The organism is Pseudomonas sp. R38(2017) (assembly GCF_002112395.1).
In the GTDB taxonomy this organism is placed as follows: domain Bacteria; phylum Pseudomonadota; class Gammaproteobacteria; order Pseudomonadales; family Pseudomonadaceae; genus Aquipseudomonas.
This window is the reverse complement of record NZ_NEHN01000005.1, coordinates 599,747-613,360: the sequence shown is the minus strand read 5'-3', so window position 1 is coordinate 613,360 and position 13,614 is coordinate 599,747. Positions and strand designations below refer to the sequence as shown.

Below are 13,614 nucleotides of genomic sequence, written 5' to 3'. Positions count from 1 at the left end.
GAAAGTGCATTCGAAGGAGCCTCCCATGCAGATGAACCCCAACAAAGACACCCAACTGTGCATGTCCCTGTCTGGGCGTCCCGGGAATTTCGGTCTGCGTTTTCATAACCATTTGTACGAGCAACTGGGCCTGAATTTCTACTACAAGGCCTTCAGCAGCCAGGACCTGCCGGGCGCCGTCGGCGGGATCCGGGCGCTGGGCATTCGCGGTTGCGGGGTGTCGATGCCCTTCAAGGAGGCCAGCATTGCGCTGGTCGATGAACTGGATGCCTCGGCAGCGGCGATTCAGTCGATCAACACCATCGTCAACACCAACGGCCATCTCAAGGCCTACAACACCGATTACATCGCCATCGCCCAATTGCTGGAAACCCACGCGGTGCCGAAAGGCTCGACTTTCGCCCTGCGCGGCAGCGGCGGTATGGCCAAGGCAGTGGCCAGTGCCTTGCGCGATGGCGGTTACAAGAACGGTCTGATCGTCGCCCGCAACGAGCGCGCCGGCCGTGCGCTGGCAGATTCCCTGGGTTATCGCTGGCAGGCGGAACTGGGCGAGGAACGCCCGCAGATGCTGATCAACGTAACGCCTGTGGGCATGGACGGCGGTCCGGAAGCGGGGCAGCTGGCATTTGAGGTGGATGTGATCAAGTCTGCCGACACCGTGTTCGATGTGGTGGCGATCCCCTCGGAAACCCCGCTGATCGTGCGCGGCCGTGCTGAAGGTAAAAAAGTGATCACCGGGCTGGAAGTGATCGCGATCCAGGCGCTGGAGCAGTTCGTGCTGTACACCGGCGTGCGACCGACGGTCGAGCAGTTCGATGCGGCCGTGGCGTTTGCCCGCAGTTGATGGGGCCTGAGCAACGGCAAATCCGCCCGGATTTGCCGTTGCCTATACTGCTGGATCAGCAAGTACAGACTTGCCCATCACAAGAACCGAGGTTTGCATGCACCCGCCGATTCTCAACCTGAATGATGTCGAACTCGAACCATTCCCCGAATCCCTGGCCCCCGAAGGCGAAACCGCCGGGCGTTATCAGCAGAGGTTCGCCCGGGTCGGCCAGCAACTGGGCGCGCAGAAGCTTGGTTATCGGCTGTATGCGCTGCCGCCGGGGATGCGCGGCAGTCCGTTTCACAGTCATCGGGTCAATGAGGAAATGTTCTACGTGGTGGCCGGGGAAGGGGAGGTGCGCCTTGGCGCTGAGCGTTTCCCGATACGCGCCGGCGACGTGATCGCCTGTCCACCGGGCGGTCCTGAAGCGGCGCATCAGATCATCAATACCAGCTCGCAAGAACTGCGCTATCTGGCGGTAAGCACTCAGCAACAGCCGGAAATCTGTGAGTACCCGGATTCGAACAAATACGCGGTAATGGATAATTTCAGCATCGATGCCGAAGGCAAGGCCTCGGGCTTCGTCGCGGTGGCGCGGCAGGCGGACGGGGTGGATTACTGGGACGGCGAATAACGCCGCCCCGGGTGCGCTTATTCTTCGAGGCGGGCCAGACGCTCTTCCAGCGCTGCAATCCGCGCTTCCAGCTCTTCGATGCGCTCGACAGAAACACCGCTGACAGTCCCTCGCTCACTCGGATTCTGCCGCGCCGCGATAATCGCCTCGATGTCTGCCGGATCGCCAAGTGCATGGGTGTAGCGGTCTTCGCGCTGGCCGGCCTGACGCGGAATCAGTACCGCCAGGTCCCGAGCGATCAGGCGTTCCAGCTGATGCACCACTTGTTCGGCATCTTCGAATTCATGCATGCGACCGCTGCGGGTCAGCAGTTCGTTGACGGTCTGCGGGCCGCGCAGGAACATCAAGCCGGTCAGGATCAATTGCGCCGGCACTAGTTCCAGCGCCTTGTCGACCTTGTGCTCCCAGCGGTCGGCGCGGCTGCCCATCACCAGTTTGGCGAAACCGCGGCTTTCGAGGGCGCGCAGGCTCTGGCCGACCTGGCCCTGGGTCAGGTTCATCACCGGTTCCCGGCTGGTTTTCTGATTGCAGGCCAGTACCAGCGCGTTGAGGGTCAGCGGATAGGTTTCCGGGCTGGTGGCCTGTTTCTCGATCAGCGAACCCAGGATGCGGATTTCCGTGGCGTTGAGCCGTGGTTCGTTGACGTTGGTTTCAAGTTCTGTGGACATCGCGCGTTCCCTCTGCAGTCGAAGGCGCCTAGCCTAATCCTTGCTGGATAAAAGACAAGTCGCGCGGCCCGCGAGCATGGCTATAATCGGCCCACGATTCACCCAGCCACCACGTGAGACTGCCATGACCATTTCCCTGTACGCCGCATCCGTCCCGGTTTTTCAACAAATGCTCAACGCCCTGAGCGATGTGCTGAAAAAAGCCGAAGCCCACGCCACCGCGAAAAACATCGACCCGAACGCCTTCCTGCAAGCGCGTCTGTACCCGGACATGTTCCCGCTGGTGCGTCAGGTGCAGATCGCCGTGGACTTCGCCAAAGGCGTTTCCTCGCGTCTGGCTGAAGTCGAAATCCCGAAATACGACGACACCGAAACCACCTTCGCCGAGCTGCAAGCGCTGATCACCAAGGTGCTGGCCTTCATCGGCGAGATCAAGCCTGAGCAAATCAACGGCAAGGAAGGCATCGAGATCGTGACCCGTCCGGGCACCCCGAAAGAGAAGCGCTTCAGTGGCCAGGCTTACCTGCTGAGCTACGGCCTGCCGCAGTTCTTCTTCCACGTCACCACTGCTTACGACCTGCTGCGTCACAACGGCGTTGAAATCGGCAAGCGCGATTACATGGGTGCGTTCTAAACCCGACGCATAAAAAAGCCCGCCAAGGTTTGCGCCTTGGCGGGCTTTTTGTTGCGCTCGGTGTTTACGCCGGGCGCTGTGCTTTCTGTTCTTCGCCCAGGCAAGCCGCAGCGGTGAACAGCACGTCGGTGGAGGAGTTCAGCGCCGTCTCGGCCGAATCCTGCAGTACGCCGATGATGAAGCCGACTGCCACCACCTGCATGGCGATTTCGCTCGGGATGCCGAACAGGCTGCACGCCAGCGGGATCAGCAACAGCGAACCACCCGCTACACCGGACGCGCCGCACGCACAGATTGCAGCGACAACACTGAGCAGGATCGCGGTCGGGATGTCTACCGCGATGCCCAGGGTGTGCACGGCGGCGAGAGTCAGCACGGTGATGGTGATCGATGCACCGGCCATGTTGATGGTCGCGCCCAGTGGAATCGATACCGAATAGGTGTCTTCATGCAGGCCCAGGCGTTTGCTCAATTCCAGGTTGACCGGAATGTTCGCTGCCGAGCTGCGGGTGAAGAACGCGGTGATGCCGCTTTCACGCAGGCATTTGAGCGTCAGCGGGTACGGGTTGCGGCGCAGCTTCCAGAACACGATCAGCGGGTTCATCACCAGCGCCACGAACGCCATGCAGCCCAACAGCACCGCCAAAAGGTGGGCGTAACCGACCAGTGCGCCAAAACCGGAAGTGGCCAGGGTCGAAGCCACCAGGCCAAAAATCCCCAGCGGTGCGAAGCGGATCACCACGCGCACGATCAGGGTCACGCCGTTGGACAAATCGCTGACCACTTCGCGGGTGGTGTCACCGGCGTGGCGGATGGCGACGCCCATGCCGATGGCCCAGGCCAGAATGCCGATGAAGTTGGCGTTCATCAGCGCCGTGAGCGGGTTGTCGACCACGCTCAACAGCAGGCTTTGCAGGACTTCACCGATGCCGCCCGGTGCCGTCACGGCGACGTTGTCGGTGGACAGCACCAGATGCGACGGGAACAGGGTGCTGGCAACCACGGCCACCGCCGCAGCGCCAAAAGTGCCCAGCAGATAGAGGAACAGAATCGGCCGGATATGGGTTTCCTGGCCGTGCTTGTGGTTGGCGATCGAGGCCATGACCAGCACGAACACCAGAATCGGCGCCACGGCTTTGAGCGCCGAGACGAACACCTTGCCGATGAACGCGGTGCCTTTGGCGGCCTCGGGCGCGAGGAGAGCCAGGGCAATACCCGCAATCAGACCGATCAGGATCTGCGTGACCAGGCTGAGGCGTTTCAGGCGTTGCATTAGAGAAGGGGATGAAGCGGTCATAACGGCATCTCTGCTTTTTTATAGGGTGCAAGGTTGCGTGATCCGGGGGTTGAATCGGGGGCAGGCCACAGACACGAACCGAAAGGAATGACGCGACAGCCACGCCGTTAAACGGGTGGCTGAACAGGGTGTACGTTTTTCAGGGCGCGGACTTTATCACAGCGTGGGCCTTATCCTTCAGGCCTGTGACGATCTGCCACCGAAACGTTCGGCAACATAGACAGGTTTGTGCAAGTCACTCGGGAAACACTCTGTTAAGATTGCGCATCCTTATTTTCAAGTTCTGCCGGCGGGCCTTCGGGTCAACGCTGGTGTCGTCGTTTTGCTGGAGTTCCTCATGCTGTTGCCCATCCTTCTGTTGTCTGCCGCCGGATTCACGGTGCTGACCACGGAGTTCGTCATCGTCGGCCTGCTGCCGGCGATTGCCCGCGACCTGGCCGTCACCATCCCGCAAGCCGGGTTGCTGGTGACTCTATTCGCCTTCACCGTGGCCATGTTCGGTCCTTTCTTGACCGCATATTTCGCCCGTTTCGAACGACGCAAACTGTTCATCACCATCCTGATCATGTTCGGTCTGGCTAATACGGTGGCGGCGCTGGCGCCGAACATCTGGGTCATGGCCATTGCCCGGTTGATCCCGGCGCTGGGTTTGCCGGTGTTCTGGGCCTTGGCCAGTGAAACTGCCGTGGACATCGTCGGCCCGGACTTCGCCGGTCGCGCCATTGCCAAGATCGGCTTCGGCATCGTCTGCGCCACGGTATTCGGCATTCCAGTCGGCACGCTGATTTCCGATGCGTTCGGCTGGCGCAGTGCGTTCGCCATTCTGGCGGTGATCGCGTTCGCCAAGGCGTTGCTGCTGTTTGTCTATCTGCCGAAAACCAGCCTGCACCAGCATCAGGTAAGCTTCGCTTCGCAGTTCAAGATCCTGCGCAGTCCGCTGATGCTTGGCCATGTGTTGCTGTCGATCCTGGTGTTCAGCGGCATGTTCACCGCCTACACCTATCTGGCGGATATCCTCGAACGTCTGGCTGGCTTCAATGGCACTGTGGTCGGTTGGTGCCTGATGGGCTTTGGCGCGGTCGGCCTGATCGGCAACTCGTTGGGCGGTCGCGCGGTGGATCGCCATCCGCTGATGGCCTCGGTGATGTTCTGCGCATTCATGATCCCCGGGATGGTGGCGCTGGTGCCCAACATCAATTCGTCGCTGGGTCTGGCAGCGGCAATGGGTATCTGGGGCGTGACGCAGGCTGCGCTGTTTCTGGTCAGCCACGTGCGCTTGATGAAAGCGGCTCCTGAAGCGCCGGCTTTCGCCGCGTCGCTGAACATTGCCGGGGCCAACCTCGGGATCGGCCTGGGCGCGATCATTGGCGGTCGAGTGATCGACAGTGCCGGGCTGGGCTTCGTAGGATTTGCGGCGGCCGCATTCATCCTGCTGTCGATTTTCCTCGCCATGGTGTTGATGGTGCTCAAGCCGCGCGAGGTCTGCGCACAGGCTTAAAACTCGATAAACAGCTCGCGTCGGGCACCTTCGGTAATCGCTTTGATGCCGGGGTGCTTGACCTTGCGCTCCACCGAAATCGCGTAAAACGACTCGCTCACCGCATCGGTCTGACCGATCAACTCGACGCCGTACTGGCGCTTCACCTCATCGGCAATCACGCTCGGGCCGATAAAGATCCCGCTGCCGGACTGACCGAACGCCTGCATCAAGGCGCTGTCATCGAACTCCCCGACAATCCTTGGCTGAATCTGTTGCTCGGCGAACCAGCGCTGTAAACGGCTGCGCACCACGGTCTCCGCGCCGGGGATCAACAGCGGCGCACCGTGCAGGCTGCGCGGGAAGTCCTGACCGTATGACGTCGCCAGTTCGGCGGTGGCGAAAAAACTGATTCCGCATTCGCCAAGCTTCTGGCTGTAGCCCTTGATGTCCAGGTGCGAGGGCATCGGGCTGTCGGAGATCACCAGGTCCAGACGCTGGATCGCCAGATCCGCCAGCAGGCGTTCGAGTTTGTCCTCACGGCAAGTGATGCGCAGTGGTTCGCTGAGCTCCATGGTCGGTGCGATCAGGCGATAGACGATGGATTTGGGCACCACGTCCGCCACGCCGACCCGGAACAGGATCTGCTGTTCGTTGGGCTGTGCGCGCAGCATCAATTCCAGTTCACCGCCGAGCTGGAACATCTGCTCGGCGTAGGGCAGGGCCTGGCGTCCGGCTTCGGTGAGTTCGAGTTGCCGGCCGACCCGTTGAAACAATTCGATGCCGTAAGTCTGTTCGAGCAGGGAAATCTGCCCGCTGATGGTCTGCGGCGTCAGGTTCAGTTGCTCGCAGGCGCGCACGATGCTGCCGGTCTTGGCCACCACCCAGAAGTAATGCAGTTGTCGGTAATTGAGCATGGGGTTTGGTCCATCAAATACAGTTCGTATAAACCGAAGTATAGCTGCTAAAAATACGAATTTTTCTGAAGTGTTTGTCTCCCTAGAATGCCCAGCCATCGACGGGCGGTCTGTGACCCTGTCTGTTCATTCGAAGGAAGCCTTATGAAATACACGATCCCGGCACTGATGCTTACGTCTTTACTGCTTATGGCTGGTTGCGACCAGGCCGAGAAAAGCGCGCAACAACTGATGGGCAAGGCCGCCGAGAGCGCCAAGCAAGCCATCGATGACACCCATAAAGCCGCCGAACAGGCACTCAGTGACGCCACGGGCGATCTGATCGGCAAGAAGGAATCATCGGAAAAAGATGCGGAAAAATCCGAATCTTCCTCCAAGGAAATTTAAACCGTCTTACAAGAGTCAGGACTGACCCATGGAATATCTGTTAGAACTCGCTTCCAGCCCGACCGCCTGGATTGCCTTGGCCACACTGGTGGTGATGGAAATCGTGCTGGGCATCGATAACCTGATCTTCATCTCGATCCTGACCAACAAACTGCCCGAGCAGTACCGGCAGAAGGCCCGTCGCCTGGGCATCGGCATGGCGCTGATCATGCGTCTGGCCTTGCTGAGCACTATCGCGTTCATCGTTCAGTTGACCGCTCCGGTCATCGAGATCCTCGGTCAGGCGTTCTCCTGGAAGGACATGATCCTGATTGCCGGTGGCCTGTTCCTGGTGTGGAAAGCGACGACCGAGATCCATCACAGCATGGACCCGGCGCCGGAAGATCCGAAGTCCGCGACGTCGACGGTCACCCTGGGCTTCGCTGCCGCCATCGGGCAGATCCTGATGCTGGACATGGTGTTCTCGATCGACAGCATCATTACCGCGGTCGGTATGACCGAACACTTGCCGATCATGGTGATCGCGGTGGTGGTTTCGGTACTGGTGATGCTGTTTGCGGCTGATCCGTTGGCCAAGTTCATCAACGACAACCCGACGGTGGTGATGCTGGCTCTGGGCTTCCTGATCATGATCGGCATGACGCTGATCGCAGAAGGCTTCGGCGCCCACGTACCGAAAGGTTATGTGTATGCCGCCATGGCGTTCTCGGCTGCGATCGAGGTGTTGAACATGATGTCCCGTCGGGCGAAGCAGAAGAAACTGGCTGCCCAGGCGTAACCGCTGGAAAATCGAAGGCCGCGTCACTCGCAAGAGTAACGCGGCCTTTGTCGTTTGAATCGGTTGAAAGACGTCAGTGCGCGGTGGCGTGACGGGCGCTGTGTTTTTCGATCTTCTTGATCGGTGCAGGTTGCACAGGGTGGTGATGGCGGCGGGAAATCCGCAGTACGCCCCACAGCATGGCGCCGGCAACGGCCAGCCAGCCGGCAATCAACATCACAATGGTCATGGTCAGGCTCATCGGTGCCTCCTCTTTGCCCTGCGTCGGGCGCTCACTCTTTTGCTGTCTTTCGAGTGACAGTCTAGTCGCTGGCGTGTTTCAGGCTATTGACCAAAGGTCGGTGGTGACCAATCACTTCGCTCTATGCAGCCGATGCATCTGCCCCTTTGGGCTATACCGCAGCGTTGCGCCGTCCTATGATCCTCGACCAAGCCGGAACACGATGACCGGTAACTGATCAAGAGAGTGACGATGGTGCAGCTATTTTCCCGGATTCGCATGGCACTGCTGGTGGCCGGTTGCGTGACAGCTTTGGTGGGGTGTGCGGGCAGTGTGGCGCCGGAAGTCCAGCGCCTGCCGGAGCGCGTCGAACTCAGCGGCACTTTCTATCGTGGCGAAGCCAATCAGAGTGGGCCGCAAGTGCTCGCCAGCTTGCTGTCGCAGCAGGGCATAGTCATCACGCCGGGCTTGCTGGAAAAGCCGCTGCACCTACCGGGCGCCGAGGACAAGCTGCAACAGAATATGCAGAACCTGGCGCGTGAATACGGCATGGTCGTATACCCGGTAGATGCACGTTTGCCGGCGCTGCTGACCCAGGTGGCGGCAGGTTATCCGGTGATGGTGCGCTTTAGCGAAGGATCGGCGTTCTGGGCCGAGCCGCGGTACGCGATTCTTTCCGGTTATGACCGCAAGAAGCAGAAGGTTCTGTTGCGCGCGGGGATGAATCGTCGTGAACTGATGAGTTTCAGTTCTTTTGAATCGGCGCTCGAGAAGTCGGGTGGCTGGGCGGTATTGATTCAGAAGCCTTCGCAGCTCCCGGCAGCGGTCGATCGCCAGCGTTGGCTGAAAGCCGCTGATGAGCTGGCGCAGGCTGGCCAGGAACGCGAGGCGGCGCAGGCGCGCAAGGCACTGGACGCGAAGTGAGGTTCCGTCCGTCTCCTGACGGGCACCCTGACGCGCAGCTATGCTCTTAAGGGTAACGCCCGGTTTTTTCGGGTGATTACCCGAATGAGAGGTGCGTATGAGTACCGATTCGAGCTTTGACGACCATAAGCCGGACAGTGTGCCGACTACGCCGGAGCCGGACGTTGATCCGGTGCTGGATCCGGACAGCCCGCTACGCGATCCATTGGCGCGTCCTGCGGTAGTAACCCCGGAACATCGGCGTGACTCCAGTGCCGGCGACGGCATTCCCGATGATGACCAGATGCCGCTGCCCAACGACTGAACCGGCAGACGAAAAAAAGCCCCGAATGTTCGGGGCTTTTTCTTGTGTCGCGATTTACTTGGACGCTTCGACCACGCCGCTCTGGCGACCCTTGAGGTTTTTCTCGGCCTTGTATTGCTGGGCCACTGCCGGAACGTTGGTGCTCCGACCGGTTTCCACCCAGCTGCGGATGCGGCTGGCATCGGCGAAGTGGGTGTACTTGCCGAACGCATCGAGAATCACCAGGGCGACCGGGCGGTTGCTCATCCGAGTCACGAGCACCAGGCAATGGCCGGCCGGATTGGTGAAGCCGGTCTTGGTGATCTTGATGTCCCAGTCGGCCTTGTTCACCAGGTGGTCGGTGTTACGAAAACCCAGGGTGTAATTGGGTTTGCGGAACGAGACGGTTTTTTCCTTGGTGGTGGTGAGTTCGGTCAGGATCGGATGCTTTTGCGCAGCCATCAGCAACTTGCTCAGGTCGCGCGCGGTGGAGACGTTGCGCTCCGATAGGCCGGTCGGTTCCACAAAGTGGGTGCTGGTCATGCCCAGCGCCTTGGCCTTGGCGTTCATTGCTGCGATGAAGGCTGCATATCCGCCCGGATAGTGATGGGCGAGACTGGCGGCGGCGCGGTTTTCCGAGGACATCAAAGCGATCAGCAGCATCTCCCGGCGCGGCAATTCACTTCGCAGCTTGACCCGGGAAAATACGCCTTTCATTTCCGGGGTGTGGCTGATGTCGACGTCAATCCATTCGTCCATGTTCTGGTGCGCTTCAACCACAACCAAACCGGTCATCAACTTGCTGACGGAGGCGATTGGCACGATCACGTCCGGGTTGCTGGAATAGATGACTTTGTTGGTCTGCAGATCCATCAGCAGGGCGCTGCCGGAGGCAATTTTCAGTTGCGAGGCGTCTCGGGGGGCAGCGGTGGTTTCGGCGGCGTTGACCGTTGGCGTGAGGAGTGTGCCTGAAAATGCAAAAACCAGGCTCAGGATGGACAGACGAATATTCACGCGGGCGAACTCATGAAGGTTGGAAATGCCGTTTTTTGTAACGGACTGTGTCGTAAAACGACGCATTTTAGGAGTATGGCTGAAGAACTGTCGATGGTTGTTTGAAGGGTATGAAAAAGTCGTGAAAAGCCCTGTGAAAATAGGGGTTTCCGGCGAACGGTAAAGGTTTTTTCGAGGATACGAAAAACCCCGCACAAGGCGGGGTTCTCCTGAAGCGGAAAAAGCGCTTAAGCGTGCAGGGTTTCTGCCGCGTAGAGGGTGTTTTCCAGCAGGCAGGCACGGGTCATCGGGCCGACGCCACCCGGTACTGGAGTAATCCAGCCGGCACGGGGCAGGGCGGTTTCGTACACGACGTCACCGACCAGTTTGCCGTCGTCCTGACGGTTGATGCCGACGTCGATCACGATCGCGCCTTCCTTGATCCACTCGCCCTTGACCAGGCCCGGCTTGCCGGCGGCAACCACCACCAGATCGGCGCGGCCGACATGGCCGGCCAGGTCCTTGGTGAAACGGTGGGTCACGGTCACGGTGCAGCCGGCCAACAGCAGCTCCATGGCCATCGGGCGACCAACAATGTTGGAAGCGCCGACGACCACTGCATCCATTCCGTACAGATCGACACCGGTGCTTTCCAGCAGGGTCATGATGCCTTTCGGCGTGCACGGACGCAGCAGCGGAATGCGCTGGGCCAGGCGACCGACGTTATAAGGATGGAAACCGTCGACATCCTTGTCCGGGCGGATGCGCTCCAGCAGCTTGGACGCGTCCAGGTGCTCAGGCAGAGGAAGTTGAAGCAGAACGCCGTCGATTGCCGGGTCGTCGTTCAGTCGATCGATCAGATCGGTCAGTGCTTCCTGAGTGGTTTCGGAAGGCAGGTCGTAGGCTTGGGAGAGGAAGCCGACCTCTTCACAGTCTTTACGCTTGTGCGAGACATAAACCTGAGAGGCAGGATCGCTGCCGACCAGGATCACCGCGAGGCCGGGAGTGCGCAAGCCTTGCTCGCGACGTTCGGCTACCCGTTGGGCGATCTGCTGGCGCAGGCTGGCGGCGATTGATTTGCCGTCGATTAGTTGTGCAGTCATTGCGCGTGATTAACCATCGAGAGGGGAAAAAAAGAGAACGCATTCTCGCATGTCAAACGGTGAGGGCAAAGGCGCTTGGTCAGCAAATTCCCCTAAGCCCTTTAATTAAATGAATTTTTTTCAAAAAGGATTTGACGACCTGCAGGTCGCTCTATACTATTCGTCGCACTTGTCGGGCACAGCCTAGCACTGGTTAAGAAGGTCGAGCGAAATCAAGGTTTTGCGAGGCTGGAAAGCACTTAGTTTGTAGTCCTCCAAGGGTACAGCTAACAAGGCGCCCGTAGCTCAGCTGGATAGAGCATCCGCCTTCTAAGCGGATGGTCGCAGGTTCGAGTCCTGCCGGGTGCGCCATTAGGCAGCTTTGGCACAAGTAACGCGATATGGTGGGCGTAGCTCAGTTGGTAGAGCACGGGATTGTGACTCCCGTTGTCGTGGGTTCGATCCCCATCGTCCACCCCATATTTCGAAAGGCGCCAGATGTAACAGTCTGGCGCCTTTGCTTTAAAAAGCTTCATCCGCGGATGTGGTGGAATTGGTAGACACACTGGATTTAGGTTCCAGCGCCGCGAGGCGTAAGAGTTCGAGTCTCTTCATCCGCACCAATCAAAGCTTCATTCATGCCGTTGGTAGGGTGAAGTTCTACAAAGAAGTTGTTTGGCTTCTTTGGCACGCAATATGGTGGGCGTAGCTCAGTTGGTAGAGCACGGGATTGTGACTCCCGTTGTCGTGGGTTCGATCCCCATCGTCCACCCCATATTTCGAAAGGCGCCAGATTTAACAGTCTGGCGCCTTTTTTGTTTCAGGAATTCGAGTTTCTGGCGACTGCCGGTTTCGGGTCGCAGGGCAGGGTGCTTCGTCGTACTAATGTTACTCGATGATGCTGCGTTGCCCGCCGATCTTGCTTGCGAGGTCGGCTGTCAGGGAGATGATTCAACCGCCTCTATATATAGAAGAGGTTGGCGCAGGGCCCTGGCTTGATTGGCTGTATTTGCTAACAGGGCGAGGCGCAACCGTTTGTCCCCGCCTTCAATTTGCCTGCTGTTTTTTTACCCGTTTTCAGTAGGGTGACTTCTTGAGTTTGACCTACTAGAATGCTTGCCCTTGATTCTTGGGTCGGAAACGGCCGGCTAACGTCTGTGCAACGAGGAATATCCATGCAAGTTTCTGTTGAAAATACTACTGCTCTTGAGCGCCGCATGAGCATCACCGTGCCGGCTGAGCGCATCGAGACTCAGGTCAACAAGCGTCTGCAGCAGACTGCCCAGAAGGCCAAGATTGCTGGCTTCCGTCCAGGCAAAGTGCCTATGAGCGAAATCAAGCGCCGTTTTGGTGCTGATGCGCGTCAGGAAGCGATCGGCGACGTGATCCAGTCCTCTTTCTACGAAGCTGTGGTTGAGCAGAAGCTGAATCCGGCCGGTTCGCCGTCGATCGAGCCTAAGTCGCTCGAAGCTGGCAAGGACCTGGAATACGTAGCCGTATTCGAAGTGTTCCCTGAGTTCACCGTTGCCGGTTTCGAAGGTATCACCGTTGAGCGTCTGAGCGCTGAAGTGGCTGACGCCGATCTGGACAAGATGCTGGACATCCTGCGCAAGCAGAATACCCGTTTCGAAGTGGCCGATCGCGCTGCCCAGAACGAAGACCAACTGAACATCGATTTCGTTGGCAAGGTTGACGGCGAAGTCTTCGCCGGCGGTTCCGCCAAGGGCACTCAGCTGGTGCTGGGTTCCGGCCGCATGATCCCAGGCTTCGAAGAAGGCCTGGTTGGCGCTAAAGCCGGCGAAGAGCGCGTTCTGAACCTGACCTTCCCAGAGGACTATCAGAACCTGGACCTGGCTGGCAAAGCCGCCGAGTTCACCGTGACCGTCAACACCGTTTCCGAGCCAAAACTGCCAGAGCTGAACGAAGAGTTCTTCGCCCAGTTCGGTATCAAGGAAAGCGGCATCGACGGCTTCCGCACCGAAGTTCGCAAGAACATGGAGCGTGAGCTGCGTCAGGCCATCAAATCCAAGGTCAAGAATCAGGTAATGGACGGTCTGCTGGCCACCAACCCGATCGAAGTGCCAAAGGCTCTGCTGTCCAACGAAGTTGACCGTCTGCGCGTGCAGGCTGTTCAGCAGTTCGGCGGCAACATCAAGCCTGACCAACTGCCGGCCGAGCTGTTCGAAGAGCAAGCCAAACGCCGCGTTGTCCTGGGTCTGATCGTGGCTGAAGTGGTCAAGCAATTCGACCTGAAGCCAGACGAAGCCCGCGTTCGCGAAATGATTCAGGAAATGGCTTCGGCTTACCAAGAGCCTGAGCAGGTCGTGTCCTGGTACTACAAGAACGAGCAGCAACTGAACGAAGTCCGTTCGGTTGTGCTGGAAGAACAAGTTGTGGATACTGTTCTGCAGAAAGCTAGCGTGACCGACAAATCGGTCTCTTACGAAGAAGCGGTCAAGCCGGTAGAAGCTCCAAAAGCCGACTGATTGTTTCT

15 protein-coding genes and 4 tRNA genes are annotated in these 13,614 nt (G+C 58.9%); 13 read left to right on the top strand and 6 right to left on the bottom strand.

Features of this window, described 5'->3' with window-relative positions; genetic code table 11:
* Positions 1–25: 25 nt before the first annotated feature.
* Together CAF87_RS15935 and CAF87_RS15930 are read left to right on the top strand one after the other, a co-directional pair.
* Entirely contained in the window at positions 26–844 is an 819-nt protein-coding gene (locus tag CAF87_RS15935; RefSeq protein WP_085732228.1) for a shikimate 5-dehydrogenase, read from the top strand.
* A 97-nt stretch (positions 845–941) separates the two neighbouring features.
* The gene (locus CAF87_RS15930) at positions 942–1,460 is read left to right on the top strand and encodes a cupin domain-containing protein (protein WP_085732227.1); all 519 of its coding nucleotides are present in this window, start codon (positions 942–944) and stop codon (positions 1,458–1,460) included.
* 17 nt (positions 1,461–1,477) lie between these two features.
* Here the strand turns inward: CAF87_RS15930 and CAF87_RS15925 are convergent, their stop codons facing one another.
* Complete coding sequence (locus tag CAF87_RS15925) at positions 1,478–2,128, bottom strand: YceH family protein (protein ID WP_085732226.1); 651 nt, start codon at positions 2,126–2,128, stop codon at positions 1,478–1,480.
* A 124-nt stretch (positions 2,129–2,252) separates the two neighbouring features.
* Here CAF87_RS15925 and CAF87_RS15920 point away from each other — a divergent pair, with 124 nt between their 5' ends.
* Positions 2,253–2,762 (top strand): DUF1993 family protein, encoded by a 510-nt coding sequence (locus CAF87_RS15920; RefSeq protein ID WP_085732225.1) that lies wholly within the window; start codon positions 2,253–2,255, stop codon positions 2,760–2,762.
* Positions 2,763–2,826: 64 nt separating this feature from the next.
* Here CAF87_RS15920 and sstT read toward each other — a convergent pair whose 3' ends face one another.
* On the bottom strand, positions 2,827–4,059 hold the full coding sequence (sstT, locus tag CAF87_RS15915) for a serine/threonine transporter SstT (RefSeq protein ID WP_085732224.1): 1,233 nt from the start codon (positions 4,057–4,059) through the stop codon (positions 2,827–2,829).
* A 337-nt stretch (positions 4,060–4,396) separates the two neighbouring features.
* Between sstT and CAF87_RS15910 the strand changes: the two genes are divergently transcribed.
* Entirely contained in the window at positions 4,397–5,557 is a 1,161-nt protein-coding gene (locus tag CAF87_RS15910) for an MFS transporter (protein WP_085732223.1), read from the top strand.
* On the opposite strand, the gene nhaR is transcribed toward CAF87_RS15910, so the two are convergent.
* Complete coding sequence (gene nhaR / locus CAF87_RS15905; RefSeq protein WP_085732222.1) at positions 5,554–6,453, bottom strand: transcriptional activator NhaR; 900 nt, start codon at positions 6,451–6,453, stop codon at positions 5,554–5,556. The two genes, CAF87_RS15910 and nhaR, sit on opposite strands and share 4 nt — an antisense overlap.
* 144 nt (positions 6,454–6,597) lie before the next feature.
* Between nhaR and CAF87_RS15900 the strand changes: the two genes are divergently transcribed.
* Positions 6,598–6,840, top strand: coding sequence for a hypothetical protein (locus tag CAF87_RS15900; RefSeq protein ID WP_085732221.1), 243 nt, complete (start codon positions 6,598–6,600; stop codon positions 6,838–6,840).
* A gap of 28 nt (positions 6,841–6,868) precedes the next feature.
* A complete protein-coding gene (locus CAF87_RS15895) occupies positions 6,869–7,618 on the top strand; it encodes a TerC family protein (RefSeq protein ID WP_085732220.1) in 750 nt (249 codons plus the stop codon).
* A 73-nt stretch (positions 7,619–7,691) separates the two neighbouring features.
* On the opposite strand, the gene CAF87_RS29310 is transcribed toward CAF87_RS15895, so the two are convergent.
* Complete coding sequence (locus CAF87_RS29310) at positions 7,692–7,859, bottom strand: hypothetical protein (protein WP_170929601.1); 168 nt, start codon at positions 7,857–7,859, stop codon at positions 7,692–7,694.
* A gap of 231 nt (positions 7,860–8,090) precedes the next feature.
* Between CAF87_RS29310 and CAF87_RS15890 the strand changes: the two genes are divergently transcribed.
* Positions 8,091–8,762, top strand: coding sequence for a peptidase C39 family protein (locus CAF87_RS15890; protein ID WP_085732219.1), 672 nt, complete (start codon positions 8,091–8,093; stop codon positions 8,760–8,762).
* A 97-nt stretch (positions 8,763–8,859) separates the two neighbouring features.
* On the top strand, positions 8,860–9,066 hold the full coding sequence (locus tag CAF87_RS15885) for a hypothetical protein (protein WP_085732218.1): 207 nt from the start codon (positions 8,860–8,862) through the stop codon (positions 9,064–9,066).
* A 54-nt stretch (positions 9,067–9,120) separates the two neighbouring features.
* Here the strand turns inward: CAF87_RS15885 and pbpG are convergent, their stop codons facing one another.
* Both pbpG and folD read right to left on the bottom strand, forming a co-directional pair.
* Positions 9,121–10,059, bottom strand: coding sequence for a D-alanyl-D-alanine endopeptidase (gene pbpG / locus CAF87_RS15880; protein ID WP_085712474.1), 939 nt, complete (start codon positions 10,057–10,059; stop codon positions 9,121–9,123).
* A 227-nt stretch (positions 10,060–10,286) separates the two neighbouring features.
* A complete protein-coding gene (folD, locus tag CAF87_RS15875) occupies positions 10,287–11,141 on the bottom strand; it encodes a bifunctional methylenetetrahydrofolate dehydrogenase/methenyltetrahydrofolate cyclohydrolase FolD (RefSeq protein ID WP_085712473.1) in 855 nt (284 codons plus the stop codon).
* A gap of 274 nt (positions 11,142–11,415) precedes the next feature.
* On the opposite strand from folD, the gene CAF87_RS15870 reads away from it, so the two are divergent.
* The 5 genes from CAF87_RS15870 (at position 11,416) to tig (ending at position 13,606) form a co-directional block, all read left to right on the top strand.
* Positions 11,416–11,492: transfer RNA gene (locus tag CAF87_RS15870), tRNA-Arg, on the top strand.
* 32 nt (positions 11,493–11,524) lie between these two features.
* Positions 11,525–11,600: transfer RNA gene (locus CAF87_RS15865), tRNA-His, on the top strand.
* A gap of 58 nt (positions 11,601–11,658) precedes the next feature.
* Positions 11,659–11,743, top strand: a tRNA-Leu gene (locus CAF87_RS15860).
* Between the two features lie 76 nt (positions 11,744–11,819).
* Positions 11,820–11,895, top strand: a tRNA-His gene (locus tag CAF87_RS15855).
* A 400-nt stretch (positions 11,896–12,295) separates the two neighbouring features.
* Entirely contained in the window at positions 12,296–13,606 is a 1,311-nt protein-coding gene (gene tig, locus CAF87_RS15850) for a trigger factor (protein WP_085732217.1), read from the top strand.
* The last annotated feature ends 8 nt before the right edge of the window (positions 13,607–13,614 follow it).